We start from the raw sequence: 18,320 nt of genomic DNA, 5'->3' as shown, positions 1-18,320 counted from the left end.
GTTAGGATTAATCTAATTTCATGACTGAAGAAAATCAAAAATGCCCAAAATGTGAGTCTCCATATGCTTACTCAGATGGACAATTATGGAATTGCCCTGAATGTTTTCATGAATGGAGTCTAGATGCTAACAATGAAGAAACTGAACAAGAACATCAATTCCTTGATGTTAATGGGGCCCCGCTACAAAATGGCGACTCTGTTACAGTGATTAGAGACCTAAAGGCCGGCAAGTCCACAATCAAGTCAGGAACAAAAGTAAAAAATATTCGCTTACTTGATGATCCTGTTAACGGACACGATATCTCATGTAAAGTTGATGGCCACGGATCAATGTACTTAAAGTGCTCGGTAGTTAAAAAAGCTTAGGCTTTTACAACTCTCCATAATGAGTCAATAAAGTATTCATTCTTATCAGTAAAATGTTTTGCGACTTGAAAACCACTATCAAAGCACATTGTTTCAATGTCACCTTTTGTATATTTGAAAGAATATTCTAGGTGTAGTGGTTCGAAAGCTTCAAAGTGAAATGCTTTCTTCAATGACTTTATATAAACTGATTGATCCTTCTTTGGAAGCAAGTAGCTTTCCATTGCTCCTATTTTTGGATTGAAGATTCCTACATGCTGGAAGTTCTCTGGTTCAAAATTACCACCTAGCTCTTTATTTATACGCTCTAAAAGATTTAGGTTAAATTCTTTTGTGTACCCACTAGAATCATTATAAGCGGCCGTGAGTTTCTCAACATCTTTTTTAAGGTCAAAACCAATAAGTGCCATATCATTTGCCTCTAGTCCATTCCACATATGCTGTAAGAAGTAGTGACTTTGATGACGATTAAAGTTTCCAATATTTGATCCCAAAAATAAAACAAGCTTACGGTTTCTAGACTTTTCATTAATATAGCGAAGTCCTTCAAAATATTCTGCGACAACACCATGTACTTGAAGATTTTCGTTAGGAGTAATGACTTCTTCAAGTTGCTTCATTGCCTCTGCTGATATATCGATAGGATAATAATTTACTGTTTTCCCGCTTTCTAGTAATCCTTCAATAATTAATTTACTTTTATGGCCATCTCCAGCACCAAGTTCAACAATATCCACTTCATCTTCTGAAATGATATTAGCAATTTCTTTATTAGCTTGCTTTAAAATTTCGTACTCAGTACGAGTTAGGTAATAGTCTTCATGTTTAGTTATTTTTTGAAATAACTCACTTCCCTTATCATCATAGAAGTATTTAGTTGATAGCATTTTTTCGTCACGACTTAGCCCATTAAGCACATCGAGAGCAAATTGTTCTTTGTCGTTAATATGATTTTCATAATTTACTAAATTAGATATTTCCATTACTTATCCTTGGCAATTCTTATTCCTGAAAACATCCAACGTTGGTGTGGACGATAAAAGTTACGATATGTTTTTCGATAATGATTACTTGGAGTACCAAAGCAGCCGCCTCTTAATACAAATTGATTACACATAAATTTCTCATTGTACTCTTCGAGGCTTCCTAGAAATGATTCATAACCTGGGTATGGAGAATAATGAGAAGATGTCCAATTCCACAATTCATGAGGTCCTTCATCAAGGCCTAATTCGCATTCAAATTCACTAGGTAAACGATAGCCGGCCCATTTTGAAAAGGCATAAGCCTCATAGTAACTAACATGGCAAACACTTGCATTTGGATCAACTAAGCCTAATCCTCCAAGAGTATACTCAAACCACTCTCCATCATTTAAAGACCAATACAGTGGTGCTTTTATTTTGTTTTCTTTAACCCAGTCGTGTCCATCACTTGGCCACAGTCGAAAATCTTCATAACCACCATCATTAATGAACTCTAAATATTCACTATTAGTAATTAATTGTTGCCTGACAGAGTACGAAAGAATCACTCTTTCATGATTTGGTTTTTCATTATCATATGAAAAATCCTGACCATTAAAGCCTACTTGATAAATCCCACCTTCAACATTTTTCCACTGATTCCTTGAGCGAAAAACTTTTAATGGCCAATACTGGTAATAAGCAGGATTACAAGGATTCATGGCAAATATATATTTGATATCCATTAGTAATAATTCTTGGTGCTGTTGCTCGTGATTTAAGCCGACCTCAAGTAAGAATTCAATTTCTGAAACAGGATCCATATTAGTTAAAACTTCACACATATAGAAATCGACATACTTACGATATTCATAAATCTCATTTACTGTAGGACGAGATAGATGTCCCCTCTGCCCTTGCAACCAGTGATTCCCAACGGATTTATAATATGAGTTAAATAAATAAGAATAGCCCTTATTGTATCGCTCATAATTATCGAGATACTTAGCTAAGATAAACTCTTCAAAAAACCATGTGGTATGAGCAAGGTGCCACTTAGGTGGACTTACTTCTGCACAAGGCTGAACAACATAATCCTCAATCTCTAAAGGCTTACATATATCTTCCGTTTCCTTTCTTATATTAAGATAGATAGAAGTTATATCATTTTGGATTACGTGAAAGCCAATCTCTCCCTTGGCCTTATTTATTTTGAATAGATTTTCTGAATTAAAGTTTATAGCTCCCCCCACATTAATTCTCGATGCAATAAAACGCTACCGTGGGAGGGTGATGATAGAAAGTTAAGAATATTAAAATTTCTTAAAGAATTAATAAAGTTTGAATCAAGCTTCACCCTACTTATAATTTCAAAAAGATCAAAATGGAGACTTTTAATATGAAAATTCAAGATAAGTATTCAATTACATTACTATTCCTTTTCTCCTCTCTCATCTTTGCACAAGATAAAAATGAAGTTCAAGATATGTCTGACCCATTAGCGGTCTATACGCAGGCCGGTATAGGTGCGACTAATAAAGGTTTAAATTTAAAGATAGGTATTTCATACGATACTGGAATTAAAAACCTTATGGGGATGAATGTAATAGAATTTAAAGGCTCACTTGGAGAAGAACTTGGCTGGGACAAGTCTTCAAAAAGAAGCAATAAGTTAGACAGCTTCCGATTTAGAAATTTCAAGGCCGACTTAACAACAGGTCGTGGTGCTCAAATTGATATCAATTATAACTTTAAACAATCTTATCTAGCGCAAAGAACAGGAAGTGCATCATATGCGCTTCTTCAAGCGCTACCAAAGTATTATTTTATCAATCTCTATCCTTTGGCAGGTCTAGGAGTAGACTTTGGAAAAAATGTTGTTGAAGATGATTCAAGTATTGATAGTGGGTACTCTATCTATGGAGTTAATGCACTTATTGGAATGTATGGAAAGTTTACGTTAACAGAGAAAATATGGCTAAATTATAATCCCTTTTGGCTAACTGCTGTGAGTGGCTCTAACCTCTATGAAGATAGTGCATATGCTCCAGGAAAAGATAATATTCTCTTACATGAATTTGCAGCAAGCTATCAATTCACACCACGCTTCAACTTACGTTACTTTGCAAATTGGAGTAATTTAGTAGACATAACAGATGGAGATCACCGCATTGAAGCAAATTATCAATTTTAGTGATCTCCAAATTTATATTTTAATATTCTAACTTAATTTTTTCAAAATCAGCTGAGCTGTGACGTTCATGAAGTTGCTGATCTTCATCTCCCCACGCTCGATTAACGACACGGCCTCGCAGTACAGCAGGTCTTTTAATTAATTCATCTGCCCAGCGGATGACATTCTTATACTCATGTACAGAAAGAAACTCCGCTGCATCATATAGTTTCCCCTTAACAAGTGCCCCGTACCAAGGGAAGATGGCCATATCAGCGATAGTATATTCATCTCCTGCAATATACTTATTATTCGCTAATTGTTTGTCTAATACATCTAATTGTCTCTTTGTTTCCATAGCAAAACGATCAATAGGATATTCAAATTTTTCAGGGGCATATGCATAGAAATGCCCAAAGCCTCCACCTAAGTAAGGCGCACTTCCCATTTGCCAAAATAACCAATTAAAAGTTTGCGCTCTTTTTATTGGATCTTTAGGAAGGAACTTGCCAAATTTCTCAGCTAAGTAGACAAGGATTGATCCTGATTCAAATACTCTAATTTCTTCACCATGATTCTTGTCTAAAAGTGCAGGTATTTTAGAGTTTGGATTAATATCGACAAATCCCGAACCAAATTGATCACCTTCTCCAATATTTATTAGATATGCATCGTATTCGGCTTCTTTAATGCCAAGTTCAAGTAACTCCTCAAACATAATTGTTACTTTAACTCCATTAGGAGTCCCTAGTGAATATAATTGAAATTGATGCTCACCTTGTGGGAGCTTCTTTTCTTCTCTCGAACCAGCTGTAGGTCGATTAATATTTGCAAACTCACCTCCGTTACCTTCTGAAAAAGTCCAAACCTTAGGTGGTGTATATTTATCACTCATATATTCTCCTTTAGATAAATGAAATTTTAATCATTATAACATCAATCAATGAGATTGAATGTGAAGCCTTTGTAAAAAACCATACCTAAGAATGTTAAAAATATGATTAAAAGAAGACAAATATTGATACGCATCAAATTATAAATATATTTTTATGCTATTCTAGATTTATGAAAAAAATAATCTTTCTAGTACTACTTTCGTTTTCAACTCTAGCTGGGCAAAAAGAGGCCCTTGAAGCAATTCAAAAAACAGCTATGGCACTAAAAAAAGAGCTTCAATCAGCAATGAAGGTCTCTCCAGTTAATGCCATAGAGGTTTGTAACACAAAGGCCATGCCCATCACTAAAAAATACCATTCAAAAGGTATTGAGGTCGGACGTGTTAGTCTAAAAAATAGAAATCCAAATAATACAGTAAAAGATTGGATGAAAGAAACAATTGATGCTTACGAATCAGGATCTAACAAGAAAGGCTATAGCGTTGTTCGAATTAGTAATAATCAATCCGGAATTATAAAACCAATAAAGACAATGCCACTTTGTTTAAACTGCCACGGTTCAAATATAAAACCTGAAGTGTCAGCTAGAATTAATAAGCTATATCCTGCAGATAAGGCCACTGGCTATAAAACAGGTGATACACGAGGATATTTTTGGGCAACTTTTAAAACAAAAGAATAGGGATAAAAAATGAATATAGTTATCGTTGGCGGAGGTACAGCTGGTATTACAACAGCTGCTAGGTTGAGAAACTCTCTTGATAAATCTTTTGAAATTTCCGTTATCGAGCCTTCTAAGTATCATTACTACCAACCTTACTGGACCCTAAACGGTGCTGGAATTGGAACAAAAGAAGAAACTAGAAAGTTAACCAAAGAGGTTATGCCCCACCAAGTTAGCTGGATTCAAGATCGTTGTATTAAAATAAATCCTGATAAAAATGAAGTTGAGTGTGAAAAAGAAGGCATTATAAAATACGATATTCTTGTTGTTGCTCCAGGAATTCAAATAAACTGGGATCAAATAGAAGGACTGAAAGAGGCAATGGGTAAAGACGGCGTTTGCTCTAACTACAGCTATGAATATGTTGATTATACTTGGAAATTCCTACAAGAGCTTGATCATGGTAGTGCATTATTTACTTTTCCTAACTCTCCTTTAAAGTGTGGTGGTGCCCCACAAAAAATTATGTATCTAGTTGAAGACTATTTAAGAAAGCATGGAAAGCGAAATAATGTAGAGATAGAATTTACAAGCCCTGGCCAAGCTATCTTTGGGGTTGAGAAATATAAAAAGTCACTTGAGAAGATTATAAAAGAAAGAGATATTAAAACTCATTTCCAAATAAACCTAGAGCGAATTGACGGAATTAATAAAAAAGCCTTCTTTAGAGATCTTCAAACAAATCAACTCATTGAAAAAGAATATTCGTTTATTCATGTTGTTCCACCAATGTCAGCACCAGATTTTTTGATAAATAGTAAGCTCTTAGACGAGACTGGTTGGATTGATGTAGACAAGCATACTTTCCAACATCAAAAATATGAAAATGTATTCTCTTTGGGTGATGTTTCTAATGCACCAACAGCGAAAACTGGTGCAGCAATTAGAAAACAAGCACCTGTGGTAGCAGAGAATATAGTCAAATTTATTAATAAGAGATCTGACTTTAATAGAGAATATAATGGCTACACGTCATGTCCAATAGTTACAGGATATGGGCAGTTGATTCTTGCAGAGTTTGATTACGATGGAAATCCTTGCGAAACTTTTCCTTTTGATCAGTCTAAGCCTCGCTGGAGTATGTACTTTCTAAAGGCCCATATTCTTCCACTTGTGTATTGGCATGGAATGTTGAAAGGCAGAATGTAGTTTATTTCTTTGCTGTATTCTTAATCTTTGGGTGTAGGCTAAATTCACAATTCATAGATTTAGTAACCAGACAATTATCCTTGGCCTTATAGAGTAGCTCTAAATATGGATCGACATTTCCTTCGCAACAAATTTCAAGATTTACATAGATATCCACTTTTGTGAAAGCAAAACCTTTTTCAACTTTTTCAAGATGTGCATCGGCCTTAACTTCAATATTGGTCCACGCAAGCTTTTGAAATTGTGCAAATGACTTGAAAGTAAGTATATAGCAACTTGAAATACTCGCACTAAAAAGATCTTCAGGACTCCACTTATCTTCAACGCCTTGAAACTGAGGAGGAGGAGTAACTGTGAGAGATTCTTTCTTCTCGGCCGTAAGATTTAATTCAATATTATCGGCTCTACCTGTAGTAACTGTCGTGTAAGTTGCCAATATTAACTCCTATTCAACAACAAAATTATATTGATCATGATATATTTCAACTACTGTGAGAAATAAAATTCCTATAATTGGACCATAGAAGATTCCTCCCATACCAAATACTCCCATACCGCCTATAATCGTTAGAAGAACAAAGGTAGAGTTGATCTTAATTCGGTCGCCAATAAACTTGGGTTTAAACCAATTTTCAACAATAAGTCCAACCAGAGAAGTAAAGATAAAGAGCCCTACTCCTGCCCCTGTATCACCCGTTAGTACAAGATATAAACTGGCAGGAATCGTTACGATTGATATTCCCACTAATGGAACAAAGGCCAAAAACACCATGACAACTGTCCATAAGACGATGGATTCAAACCCCGTAAACCAAAGAGCAATACCTGCAAGTACACCTTGAATAACTCCTCCAACACCATTACATACCAAAGTTACATAATTCATTTGATTAAATTTTTCTAAAATCTTCTGTTCTTGGTCTGAAGGTAGTGGTGATAGGTCAAATATATAATTTTTTAAATGCTTTCCTTCAATGAATATACCAAAGACGACAATCATCATAATGGCCAAATCAAATATAAAAGTAATGATATTACCCATAATCGAATTGATGCTTGAAATCACTGTTCCTGAAGCTCCTTTAAGGGCATTTAAAACAGCAGTCTTTACTTGCTCCATATCGATATCCATACCAGACATTTGAGAAAAGCTTCTTATTAAATCAGCGACGGCCCCTTGTCCAAATAAGAAGTTATCAACTTCGTGATGTGCTAAGGCACTGACAATTCTTTGATATAATGAAACTGCTTCCTTACTAAGAGCTAGAGCTAAGAATATTAGTGGGATTAGTACAAGTAATGTAATAATCAAAGTCGTAAGGATAGAGCTGGTATAATTTGTAACTTTCCACTTGCTAATAATTTTATTTTTTAGTGGATTAAAGACACCGGCTAAAACAAGGCCAAAAATAATTGGTCCAATCATCTGCCTGGCCATCATCCAAACCAAATATCCAATTAATAGAAAAAGAAAACCAAAGAATACATAAGTTACATTATATTTATTTTGCATATAAATATTGTATGTTTGAATGCCTTAGTGTGCAAATAAAGAATAAAAAAAGCCTCCTAAAAAGGAGGCCTCTTTTAACATAATTTTTACGGTTTGATTTTAGTAGCAGTAGTAATAACCCCATCTATCATAGTAACAATCATAGTATGTGTAGCTATAAGCATACCAGTAGTAATAAAATACTACTCCACCAAAGAATAGATAGTAGAATCCATAGTCATAACCATAACGACCGTGGTAATTTGCTCCAGTATTTTTCATACCATCTACATAATCTTGAATTAGTGATTTTGATTCTTCAAGAGTCATTGTTTCAAGATCAATTGAAGCGACAAGACTAGAAAGTTCATTGGCAACTTTTTGATCTTTGATATTAGACTTTAGGTAGTTTAAAACGTCAGCAGGTTTTACACCTTCTGCTCTTAACTCACCTAATTGAGTCTCAAAGTTTCTAACAGTTTCATTGTAGAACTCTTGATCTTTTTGATCCCACTCTACAGATAATTTAAACTCAACCTCTTCAAAGATTGGAGCAATTTTCGCATCAACATTAGCTAGTGTTGAAAACGAGAAGCATACAAGTGCTACAGCAGCTAATTTCTTAAACATGAACATCTCCCTAAATAATTAGTTAAAATATATGGGTTAATACCCAACAAAATATATTACGTCAATTCTTTATCGAATCTATGTATTTATAAACCCATCTCATGATAGGCGTTTAGAAGCTTTATTCTGCCACTAAGCGGAGATTTACAAGAGCGTCGACATTCCTTAAGAATGGACTTCACTAAATCACCTCTAATATTTGAGCTACTCGTTAAATTATTTCTAATATTATATATATACGAGTGACTCTTCTGTTCATCTAGCTCCCTAACTTGCCAAAGTACTCCTAAGACAAAGTCAATATTTGCATATGCATTAGACTCAAAGCCTGATTGATAAGTCTGCTCTCTAAATGCATCTTTTTCACGTACTCTTTTTGCATAGTCCTTTACCTTATCAGCAAGTGTTGAACTATTGGCAATTGAAGCGGCAAAGAAATCGGCCATGCCTTCATTAACAGGTGAAGAATGACTTAATGTTAACTTGTCACTAAGAGCGATATGAGCGAACTCATGATAAACAATTTCAGGAATAAATGATGTATCTAATAAATAACTCTTTCCCTGAAGGAGTCCATATATATGCTTCATCGCTATAAACGAAGCTTCAATAATTGCCGTGGAACCTAAGATACTAAGTCCAGAATCCACAAGCTCATCACCGCTTAATAAAAATAGATCAGCAACAAATCGTTGAAAATTAGCAAATCGAGATTGAGTACGAAACTCACTAAATAGTGCAGCAGTTTGTTCGAAGTCGTTCTTTAATCCTTCACTAGGTAAATCAACTTCTTTTGCTGGCCTAAACCAGATCTCATGTTGCCAAGGATCAATACCAAATCTTGCTCTTCCTTCTCCAGGAGGGATTGAAAGAGCATTATTATACTCAGGAGCTAAGTTATCATGAGCAAAGTGACCAATAGAATTAAATTGATTAGTAATTCCAAGTCTAATTGTGATTTGCCCTAACTCACTTACATACTTAGACTTAACAACATCAAGAAAATACTTCTTCGCTTTTTTTAGATGAAAGTAAACACTTGCTGCTCTCATCTTTTCTAAGTCATCATTTAGTTCAGATAAAACAATCGGTTTTTCAGACTTTGCTTTAACTATTTTAAAACTCTTATCTTCTAACTTTCCAAGGTTGTCGATGTCTTTGAATACGACCTCTTTCTTTACAAGATCCATTTCTTTATTACGAGTTAAAACTGTCGTTTTAAAAGCAGCAAAGCTAAACTGTGTAATAAGAAGAAGCACCAAGAGCTTAGAACATTGAATGATCACGAGCTGGCTCCTTTTTAATATCAGTTAACATTTCGATTCCAACGAGAGCAAAAACCTTCACAAAATAAACAGAAGCAGGAATTGCAGCAACAAATATCGTTCCATATCTTTTTATAAAACGCTTTCGCTTTTCACCTTTTGTGAGTTTAGGATTCCAAACGTACTCAACTGTTTCAAGAGTACTTAGATCCTCCCCATTTACTAAACCTGTTTCAAAAGAAGCGGCCAAGATATCCTCAAACGATACATTCGTTGATGAGAATAAATTTGTATTTTGTAAATCCCCTAATTCCTTACGAATCATCTTTGCAGCAAAACGATATTGCTCTAATGGGTCGAGAATTATTTCTTCCACAACTTCATCGTCTAAAACAACATTAATCGATACGAAGTCTGCATTAATGCGATTTAAGAGCCTTTCCATCATGCTTCTAAGATAAATAATCTGAAATGGATTATATTTTGAAAGTAGAACTTCACGACGAGATGCTTTTCGCTTTTCACTTCTTTTTGAAATATAGTCTACGCCCTCAATCTCAAGACGTTCAGGAAATTGATTTGTTAAAAAGTTTTGATTTTTACGATATTCAGATAATGTATTTGCTTCTTTATGATAATCTTCTTGTACCAGTCTTTTAAGCTGCCAATACATTCTCTTTGAAATTAGACCTTTGTGGTAAGCAACCTTAAAACTCTTTATTGGTTTTTCAACTTTTAATGCACCTATTAGGTTCTTAAAAGCGATATTCAAACAAAGGCCACCTTCGATCTGCTTTGAAAAATCATGAAATGCATTCTTATTAAAATCTTCTACCTTAGATTTAAATGGTGAAAGGTATTTATCTTTCTTTGATTTTAAAAATGATTTGATTGTTCGATTTAAAAGACGGTATTCAGTATCATCAATAGTCTTATTAGACCTTAAATAAATGAGTGAGTCTTTTAGACTTGAATCTTTATCTAATTGATAAACCTCTTCTAAGATCTCGTACTCACATTGAGAGTCGCTTAATGACATATTATCTAATTCAAAAAGCTGCTGTGAGGATAATCTTGAAATTACTTCTTCAAGATCTTTTTGGTCGAAATAAGCACTTGTTCCCGCAATATTTATAGCGAAAGTATTTCCACAGATTAGCTGTGCCAATAAAATAGCGAGGAGTGTTTTATTCATTCAATCTTAGTACAATAAGACAGGACAAATAGGAATATACGCTGAAATATATACAGCAATTATTTATATTGGGCCTCACTTACCAAAAGCAAAGCATAACTACCTGAAATAATATAAAAATTAGTAACAAAATTAATCTTCTCTATCACTGAAAGATGAAGGAATGATATCAATACCTAAACGTTGTCCTAGTTTTACGACAAAAGGAAGAGTCAGAGGTGCAAACGGCAGAACTAAAAGAACCCCTACTCCAAGTCCCTTTAGGATTTCTACAAATTGCTTATTGGCCAAGACCATCTCTTCCTTAGTCGCCAAGCCTTTTGTATAGCGGCCATAGATGGAAAACATCTCTCGCGTCTCAACTCCTTCTTGCTCAAGCCCTCTTTTGAGTCTCAATAAAGACTTCTTAAGACGCGCCTTTATTCCTCTTCTTTTCGAAGATAAATAAATAAGCAAATCGAGATATTTCTCCTGAAATTTATTAGTTTCCTTCATCACAACATTTTACAGTTGCCCATGACTTGAAACAAGTATTAATTATTTAGGACAATCGAGATACATATCACAAATCTCTTGCATGGCCTTGTGAGAGTTATTGAATGCAAGGTTAATGCTTCCTCCTCCACGGCCGGCAGAAAGATCTCCTAATAGAAAGATTCCTTCTTGCTTAGACTCAAAGAAGTCATTAACTTCTGGACCTTCTTTAGACATTTTTATACCGATAGTCTCTAGAAAGTTCTTTGGTGTTGAACCACCTAGAGCATAGAAAATATGATCAAACTTTTCTTGCTTTCCATCTTTAAAGTTGACTTGAATTCTTCCATCAGATTCTTCAACTGAATCAATATCAGTTCCTAGCCTAACATCACATAATCCTTCTTTTCCAAGTTCAAGAAGTGTCTTGTGGTTAATGTCATTCATACGACTAATTGATTCTCTACGATAACTGAAAGTGACTTCATTCTTATTTTGAACAAGATATTGGGCGTACTCACTTGCTGAGTCCCCACCACCAACAACTAAGACTTTCTTATTTTTAACGAGATTACTAGTTACATCAAAATGGATCTTACTTGTTATTTCATTTGGAATTTTATAACTAGGACGATTTGGACGTCCCATAACACCGATTGCAATTGCAACTGTTTTTGTTACAAAACATTCTTCACCAGAGCAAACAACATATTGGCCATTTGCTAATTTTTTTATTTCATCAACGCTCTTCTCATAAACGACATTGAGCTTATAATCTGCGATTGCCTTATCGAGATAGCTCAATGTTTCTTTCTTTGTCGAATCCATTAAACATAAATGTCCAGTACATGAAACATCATTACCCTTATAATTGGCCGTAACCATCTTCTCTTCTGGATAGAATTTTCTGATGGCCCAAGAATGCTCCTTGGCCTTTTCAAGAACGAGAATATTACTTGGAGAGATTCCTTTTTCACATGCTTCTGTTGCTAAACTAATCCCAGCAGGGCCAGCTCCGATAATGACAACTTCATATAAACTCAATTCTTCGTACATTATTTACCTCATAAACTATTCTATACTGATTCAAATCATAGCAAGATTTTTTATTTAAATTATCAATACATTGTTAACACAGCGTAAAGATTCCTTAAACCCCTCTCAAGGAAATTAATTCAGTGAGAACAATCATCTTTTTTTACCGACGTAATATCAATAATATAAATTACGAGAGGATAAATGAATTTAATTACAATTAGGGAGAGAGAGTGACAGAAGGAGAAAGTAGCTTCGGCTATGATGAATTATTTTTTTCAAGAACCAACAAAAAGGGAATTATCGAATCAGGTAATTCTGTATTTCAACGAGTAAGCCAATATGAATGGGATGAAATGCTGGGTAAACCACATAAGGTTGTCAGGCATCCAACAATGCCACGAGGCGTTTTTTCACTTCTTTGGGATACCATTGGCCGCAATGAGATGATCGGTGCATACGTTAACAATCAAGCTAAAGACGGAAGTAATTATTGGGTATTTGCGCTAGTCTCACCAATTGATGATGGCTACTTATCAGTAAGACTCAAACCAAGCAGTAAATACTTTGCAATCATTCAAGAGAAGTATGAAGAGTTATATCATCTTGAAAAGAAGAAGAGGCTCTCACCAAAAGAGTCTCAAGATATTCTAATTTCAGTTGTAAAAGATCTTGGTTTTCAGGACTACAAACAATTTATGATTGAAGCACTAATGGCAGAACTAAATTCAAGACAAATAGAGCTTGGAGAAAGACCTATAAACGCATTACAGTTACTTGAAGAAGCATTGAACTCAGGGGCAACTCTTGAGAATAAGTCAGAATTAATTTTTGAGGAATATCAGAAAACTTCACTTGTACCAATGAATCTAGAAGTTCAGTCTGCACGAATTGGTGAAGAAGCCGCTTCCCTTGCAACGATCTCTTCACAGTACGATAATCTTGCCAAAGAAATACACACTGAAATAAATAAATTTGTGGAATCAGGAAAGATAGTGCAGCAAAAGGTAAAAGAATGCCAATTCTATGTTTGTAATTCGATTCTTCAGCAAGAGATACATAATTTCTTTGAGAATGAAACAAAGCCAACACCAATTCAAAAATCCAATGAAATGGAAATTTTAAATACATTGCGAACTGAACAAATAAAACGTGCAAAAGATAGCCTTCAAGAAATTCAAAAAGAGTTTCGAACTTTTGAGCGTGTTTGTAATGATGTAAAGAAGTTATCAATTGGTTTAGAGATGGTAAGCATAAGTGGAAAGATTGAAGCTGCAAAATTATCAACATCTTCAGGTGAACTTCATGGACTCCTACGCGACCTGGGTAATTTCAAAGACAGTTTAAAGCAAACATTAAGAGAAATTAATGATGCCGGGAAGAAGTTAATTTCACAAACACTACAGATGAATGAGTCACTAAATATGAGTAATGTTGCATAATCCATAAAAATACCCGTAGAATGTTCTTATAAGAGAACACTTTACGGGGCAATATAATGGACTTTAATTTACTTAAGATTTTTGAAAAAGTTGCAGAACTAGGAAGTTTAACAAAAGCAGCAAAGGCACTAGGTCATCCAAAGTCTAAGATTAGTCGCGACTTAGTTAAGCTCGAAAACTTAATTGAATCAAACTTGCTCATACGTGGGCCAAGGGGAATATCACTTACGCAACAGGGAGTGCACCTACTCCAATCAATTAGACAGCCAATAGAAGCCTTAGAAAGTTCTGTCAAAGAACTCCAAACAAATAATGATGAGATGAGAGGAGTCATTAAACTAACAGCTCCAGAAGACCTCTCACAAGAGATTTTAATGGAACTAATAAATGAGTTCATGGGAATATACCCTTCCATAAGGATAGAGATTTATTCAACGAATGATATTCTTGATTTTAAGGAGCACCAACTCAATCTTGCATTAAGAATTGGGAAACTAAAAGACTCGAACTTAATTCAAAAGAAAGTATGCGATATTGAAGTTGCCCTTTTTGCCTCAAGTCAATATCTAAATACTAATGAACGAATCTTTAAAGAAGATGATTTAAAACATCACTCTATTGGATTATTAAAAGATGTTTATGGGACGCCATTAACAAAGAAGAAATTAAGTGACCTACAAAGTCATTTTTCAACAAACTCTTTTCCACTATTAAAGCAATATGTGAGTAACTCACAAGGCATTGCAACCCTTCCAACTTTTTATTGCAAGAAAGAAATTGCGACAAATATATTTACAAAAGTTTTGCCAGAATTTACCTATTTCAAACGTTCTCTATTCGTTCTCTCTCCACCTTCTAAACATATCCCAAAGCATGTTAAGGTTTTTAAAGATTACATTTTTGAAAAGCTTCAAATTGCTATTTTAAGCTAACAGGAGAAGAGAGAAAGTCTTTGGATTGCTTAAAAAGACTATTGAATGGGTTATCTGCTTGGAGCTTTATTTCAGGGTTTCCAAAAGACATAAATAGCAGATCTTTTTCTATTTCTTCATAAATCGAAGAATATTGATTGTTTGTAAAGTACTTACGCTCTTGCTTTAATTTTCTAATAAACTTAGCTGATTGGACATAATTACCTTTTGCATACTCCTTAACGATTTCAGCTAGTAATTCATACTTTGAAACGGGCCCTTTATTTGATAAAAGTGCTTTCGCTAACGGCCCGTTATTATCTGCTTCAACAAAGATCTCCACAGCAAAGTCATCGCCAGGACGCTCTTTCATATAGCTTTTTAAAACTGGTAGAAGAAATGAGGTCTGTCCGCCGAGAATACTAAATTTAGCATAATCTCTTAAGTAGTTCTTATCTGTAATCCCTTCATAAGTAGAACGACATATTTTACAAGCAACTTCTTTTTGCTCGACGGCACTTTGAGCAGGGCTCATCATTGCATTAGGATTATCGATTTCACTAAAGCAACATGTCTGGCAAGTATAAGACTTCTCTATAGTCTTAGTATGAATACATCCTGTATTGTGAATGAACTCATGAAAAAGTGTACCACGGAAACTATAAGCATTATCTTGCCAACGCCACTGTTGTCCTAAAGAGATAAACGGATGCTTCATTTCATTACTACTAAATTCATCTGAAGCGCTGGCATAGGCTTTAGCATCAGTCCAATTAATTCCTTTGGACTTAATATCTGCATTTGTTTCTGAACAAAAGATCTTTGGTTTATTATCAGAGTCACTAAAGAGATTGTTCATTTTAAGAAGTAATTCTTTCGAGCCTTCACCATCAAGTTCTTGTAAACAACTAAGGCCATCTTTATATGACTTTAAAATATTTGACTCGATATATTTACGATTGGATTTTTCAAGGCATGACTTTTCAACTAAGACACCATACTGCGTTTGAAAAAAACGATCATTAAATTCAACAAACTTTGAAAAGTCCTCTAGTTGAGTCTCACTCATTGTTGCGCTTTTAATTATAGGCTCTAGGCAATTAAGATCTTCTTCTTGATATTTATTAATTACACTTGCACCACTAACCTTTAGCTTTTTAGTCTTTAAATCAAAGACACCAAATTTTACAACAATATATCGACCAAAGCTCTCAGATTCCCTCTTTACGATCTCATTTCGTGATTTATAAGTGCTAATATTCACACTTATAGCGAGTACATTTATATTCAAAAGGAGAAAGAGAAGAGCTCTTAGCTTACATTTATTTTTCACCTTCTAATTTTAGCATAATTTCTTCTATTTATGATACCCTAGGTATATGGCTACACATCAAGATGAAATTCCTATATTTATCCCAAAGGGAGAAACCAATTTAATTATTCTAGGAACTATGGGCTCTATTAATGCTCGTACTGTAAATGGTGAAAAACCCGATGGTGAATTCTTTTATTACAATAATAATCGCAATCACTTTTGGAAAGTTTTACAATTCTTGTTTGAACCAGAAAAAGAAGCTCGAAAACTTACTATTGAAGAAAAGTATGCATTCTTAGAAAAGTGGGGCATTGCTATGAGCAATATAGTAAATATTGCCAAGGTTCCAAATAAAGATAAAGACGATCCTTCTGATACTGTTTTATTTGCGGCCCATAAGAAAAATAACGTGGACTTTAAACATGCCTCACCAAAGTTTAAAAAGTTATTGAAAACAAAGCCTATGTTCTTTACTTGTCGTAGAAAAAAAGGAATTGAAAACTTACTTGAAGGCTTCTTCGAACAAAATGGACTTAGTGCAGACCTTATTGATCATATCTGGTATTGGCCAACGCCAACAAGATGTAATCCAAAGGCCCGCAGTCTTATTTGGAAAGATGAAATGAAAGAGTTTCTAGCGAAGTTCCCTTCTTAGAACTTTTCCAACATTATTCTTTGGTAACTCATCTCTAAACTCAATCTCTTTTGGTACTTTATAACCAGCAAGATTCTTCTTAGAAAATTTCTTAATATCATCTTTTGTAATTTCTTTATTCTTTACGATAAAGACTTTTACAACCTCTCCTGACTTTTCATTATCAACTCCAATTGCCGCAACATCCTGAACACCGTCAAGTTCAAGAAGAACTTCTTCCACTTCATTTGGATAAACATTAAAGCCTGATACGACTATCATATCTTTTTTACGATCAAGAATTTTAACAAAGCCTTTTTCATCAATACAAGCAAAGTCACCTGTTTTAAGCCATCCATCTTTAGTAAATGTCTTTGCTGTCTCTTCTTCTTGTTTCCAATAACCTTGCATAACTTGGGGACCTTTCACACACAACTCCCCTTCTTCGTTAAGGCCCAGCTCATTTTCTTGCTCATCAACGATCTTGATATCTGTCGAAGGAAGTGGAATACCAATCGATCCAGCGATATCTCTTCCATCGACTGGGTTACATGTTACGACAGGAGAAGCTTCAGTTAGGCCATAACCTTCGACGACACTTGACTTAGTTATCTCTTCCCATTTTTTCTTAACTGCTACTTTCAGTGCCATACCACCAGCAACACTCAATTTCATATAACTTAGATCCAGCTTTTGAAATTCTTGATGATTAAGCAATGCCTGCAATAAAGTATTCACAATTGTTGCGACTTCTGGCCTATGTTTTTTTATATCTTTAATAACAGAATCGAGATCACGTGGATTAGTAATTAAAAGATTTGTTGTTCCCATATAGAAGAAACCAAGAATATTAACAGAGAATGTAAAGACATGATAAATTGGTAGAGGGGCCAGAACTTTATACTCTCCCTCTCCTAGACCAGATTTAATCCAAACGGCCATTTGCAGCATATTAGCAATAATATTTCGGTGAGTAAGTACTGCGGCCTTTGTTTTCCCAGTCGTTCCACCAGTATATTGAAGAAGTGCAATGTCAGTATTTAAAAGCTTTGGATATGATGCTTTTAGCTTACTTCCTCTATCTATAGCAGTATTTAAAGTCGTGTATGTTCCTTTATAAGATGGAACCATCTTCTTAATATATTTGATGGCAAAATTAACGAGGTTTCTTTTTAAGAAAGGAAAAAAGTCTCCAATATCAGTTGTAATTACATGCTCAATCTTACTATCGGCCATTGCCGCTTCAAGTTTTGAGACAAAGTTACTACAAATAACAATTGCCTTTGCTCCAGAGTCTTTTAAAACTTTTTTAACCTCTCTTTCAGTGTATAGAGGATTCGTATTAACAACAATTAGACCGGCCTTAAAGGCTCCGTAAAGGGCAACAGGATATTGTAGAAGGTTTGGCATCTGTATCATGATGACATCACCTTTTTTCAGTTTTAGCTCTTCGATTAAGTAATTAGCAAAGGCATCCGATTTTTGAGCCACTTCACCATAAGTCATCTCAACATCCATATTTATAAATGCTGAGCGGTCCTGATACTTACTACAAGTTTCATCTATTACTTCGACAATACTATTGTAGCTATCTGGGTTAATCTCAAATGATGCATTTTTAGAGTAGCTATCTAGCCAAATCTTATCCATAT

At 34.7% G+C, this 18,320-nt stretch carries 19 protein-coding genes; 7 read left to right on the top strand and 12 right to left on the bottom strand.

Features of this window, described 5'->3' with window-relative positions; all coding sequences use genetic code 11:
* Positions 1–20 precede the first annotated feature (20 nt).
* Positions 21–368, top strand: a complete 348-nt coding sequence (locus ACMAZI_RS13030; RefSeq protein WP_115361084.1) for a zinc ribbon domain-containing protein YjdM — start codon at positions 21–23, stop codon at positions 366–368.
* Here the strand turns inward: ACMAZI_RS13030 and egtD are convergent.
* Complete coding sequence (gene egtD, locus ACMAZI_RS13025) at positions 365–1,351, bottom strand: L-histidine N(alpha)-methyltransferase (protein WP_412474257.1); 987 nt, start codon at positions 1,349–1,351, stop codon at positions 365–367. The two genes, ACMAZI_RS13030 and egtD, sit on opposite strands and share 4 nt — an antisense overlap.
* Entirely contained in the window at positions 1,351–2,586 is a 1,236-nt protein-coding gene (gene egtB, locus ACMAZI_RS13020; protein WP_199506633.1) for an ergothioneine biosynthesis protein EgtB, read from the bottom strand. The genes egtD and egtB overlap by 1 nt, the downstream gene beginning before the upstream one ends.
* Before the next feature lie 146 nt (positions 2,587–2,732).
* Between egtB and ACMAZI_RS13015 the strand changes: the two genes are divergently transcribed.
* Positions 2,733–3,527 (top strand): hypothetical protein, encoded by a 795-nt coding sequence (locus ACMAZI_RS13015; protein ID WP_334679064.1) that lies wholly within the window; start codon positions 2,733–2,735, stop codon positions 3,525–3,527.
* 19 nt (positions 3,528–3,546) lie between these two features.
* Here the strand turns inward: ACMAZI_RS13015 and yghU are convergent, their stop codons facing one another.
* A complete protein-coding gene (gene yghU, locus ACMAZI_RS13010) occupies positions 3,547–4,401 on the bottom strand; it encodes a glutathione-dependent disulfide-bond oxidoreductase (RefSeq protein ID WP_334679063.1) in 855 nt (284 codons plus the stop codon).
* A gap of 170 nt (positions 4,402–4,571) precedes the next feature.
* Between yghU and ACMAZI_RS13005 the strand changes: the two genes are divergently transcribed.
* Together ACMAZI_RS13005 and ACMAZI_RS13000 are read left to right on the top strand one after the other, a co-directional pair.
* Positions 4,572–5,084, top strand: coding sequence for a DUF3365 domain-containing protein (locus ACMAZI_RS13005; protein WP_412474256.1), 513 nt, complete (start codon positions 4,572–4,574; stop codon positions 5,082–5,084).
* A gap of 9 nt (positions 5,085–5,093) precedes the next feature.
* The gene (locus ACMAZI_RS13000; protein ID WP_412474255.1) at positions 5,094–6,275 is read left to right on the top strand and encodes an FAD-dependent oxidoreductase; all 1,182 of its coding nucleotides are present in this window, start codon (positions 5,094–5,096) and stop codon (positions 6,273–6,275) included.
* Between the two features lies 1 nt (position 6,276).
* On the opposite strand, the gene ACMAZI_RS12995 is transcribed toward ACMAZI_RS13000, so the two are convergent.
* The 7 genes from ACMAZI_RS12995 to ACMAZI_RS12965 form a co-directional block, all read right to left on the bottom strand.
* Positions 6,277–6,711 carry an OsmC family protein gene (locus ACMAZI_RS12995; protein ID WP_158536839.1) on the bottom strand — a complete coding sequence of 145 codons (435 nt, stop codon included), beginning with the start codon at positions 6,709–6,711 and terminating at the stop codon, positions 6,277–6,279.
* Positions 6,712–6,720: 9 nt separating this feature from the next.
* On the bottom strand, positions 6,721–7,788 hold the full coding sequence (locus ACMAZI_RS12990; protein ID WP_412474254.1) for an AI-2E family transporter: 1,068 nt from the start codon (positions 7,786–7,788) through the stop codon (positions 6,721–6,723).
* A 99-nt stretch (positions 7,789–7,887) separates the two neighbouring features.
* Complete coding sequence (locus ACMAZI_RS12985) at positions 7,888–8,397, bottom strand: hypothetical protein (protein ID WP_115361099.1); 510 nt, start codon at positions 8,395–8,397, stop codon at positions 7,888–7,890.
* Positions 8,398–8,483: 86 nt separating this feature from the next.
* Positions 8,484–9,683: a hypothetical protein gene (locus tag ACMAZI_RS12980; protein ID WP_334679061.1), complete on the bottom strand. Its 1,200-nt coding sequence runs from the start codon at positions 9,681–9,683 to the stop codon at positions 8,484–8,486.
* Complete coding sequence (locus tag ACMAZI_RS12975) at positions 9,664–10,857, bottom strand: hypothetical protein (RefSeq protein WP_412474253.1); 1,194 nt, start codon at positions 10,855–10,857, stop codon at positions 9,664–9,666. The genes ACMAZI_RS12980 and ACMAZI_RS12975 overlap by 20 nt, the downstream gene beginning before the upstream one ends.
* Positions 10,858–10,989: 132 nt before the next feature.
* Positions 10,990–11,352, bottom strand: a complete 363-nt coding sequence (locus ACMAZI_RS12970; RefSeq protein ID WP_412474252.1) for a hypothetical protein — start codon at positions 11,350–11,352, stop codon at positions 10,990–10,992.
* Between the two features lie 42 nt (positions 11,353–11,394).
* A complete protein-coding gene (locus tag ACMAZI_RS12965; RefSeq protein ID WP_120404408.1) occupies positions 11,395–12,387 on the bottom strand; it encodes an NAD(P)-binding domain-containing protein in 993 nt (330 codons plus the stop codon).
* Between the two features lie 212 nt (positions 12,388–12,599).
* Between ACMAZI_RS12965 and ACMAZI_RS12960 the strand changes: the two genes are divergently transcribed.
* Positions 12,600–13,808 (top strand): hypothetical protein, encoded by a 1,209-nt coding sequence (locus tag ACMAZI_RS12960; RefSeq protein WP_334679057.1) that lies wholly within the window; start codon positions 12,600–12,602, stop codon positions 13,806–13,808.
* Between the two features lie 56 nt (positions 13,809–13,864).
* Positions 13,865–14,740 (top strand): LysR family transcriptional regulator, encoded by an 876-nt coding sequence (locus ACMAZI_RS12955; protein ID WP_120404407.1) that lies wholly within the window; start codon positions 13,865–13,867, stop codon positions 14,738–14,740.
* On the opposite strand, the gene ACMAZI_RS12950 is transcribed toward ACMAZI_RS12955, so the two are convergent.
* The gene (locus tag ACMAZI_RS12950; protein WP_412474251.1) at positions 14,727–16,052 is read right to left on the bottom strand and encodes a hypothetical protein; all 1,326 of its coding nucleotides are present in this window, start codon (positions 16,050–16,052) and stop codon (positions 14,727–14,729) included. The two genes, ACMAZI_RS12955 and ACMAZI_RS12950, sit on opposite strands and share 14 nt — an antisense overlap.
* A gap of 46 nt (positions 16,053–16,098) precedes the next feature.
* On the opposite strand from ACMAZI_RS12950, the gene ACMAZI_RS12945 reads away from it, so the two are divergent.
* A complete protein-coding gene (locus tag ACMAZI_RS12945) occupies positions 16,099–16,689 on the top strand; it encodes a hypothetical protein (protein ID WP_334679055.1) in 591 nt (196 codons plus the stop codon).
* Here ACMAZI_RS12945 and ACMAZI_RS12940 read toward each other — a convergent pair.
* On the bottom strand, positions 16,669–18,318 hold the full coding sequence (locus ACMAZI_RS12940; protein ID WP_334679054.1) for an AMP-binding protein: 1,650 nt from the start codon (positions 18,316–18,318) through the stop codon (positions 16,669–16,671). The genes ACMAZI_RS12945 and ACMAZI_RS12940 overlap by 21 nt on opposite strands.
* Positions 18,319–18,320 lie beyond the last annotated feature (2 nt).

Source organism: Halobacteriovorax sp. YZS-3-1 (assembly GCF_047084945.1).
Taxonomy (GTDB): domain Bacteria; phylum Bdellovibrionota; class Bacteriovoracia; order Bacteriovoracales; family Bacteriovoracaceae; genus Halobacteriovorax_A; species Halobacteriovorax_A vibrionivorans.
The sequence above is the reverse complement of the archived record's forward strand: the minus strand, read 5'-3'. Positions and strand labels throughout refer to the sequence as shown.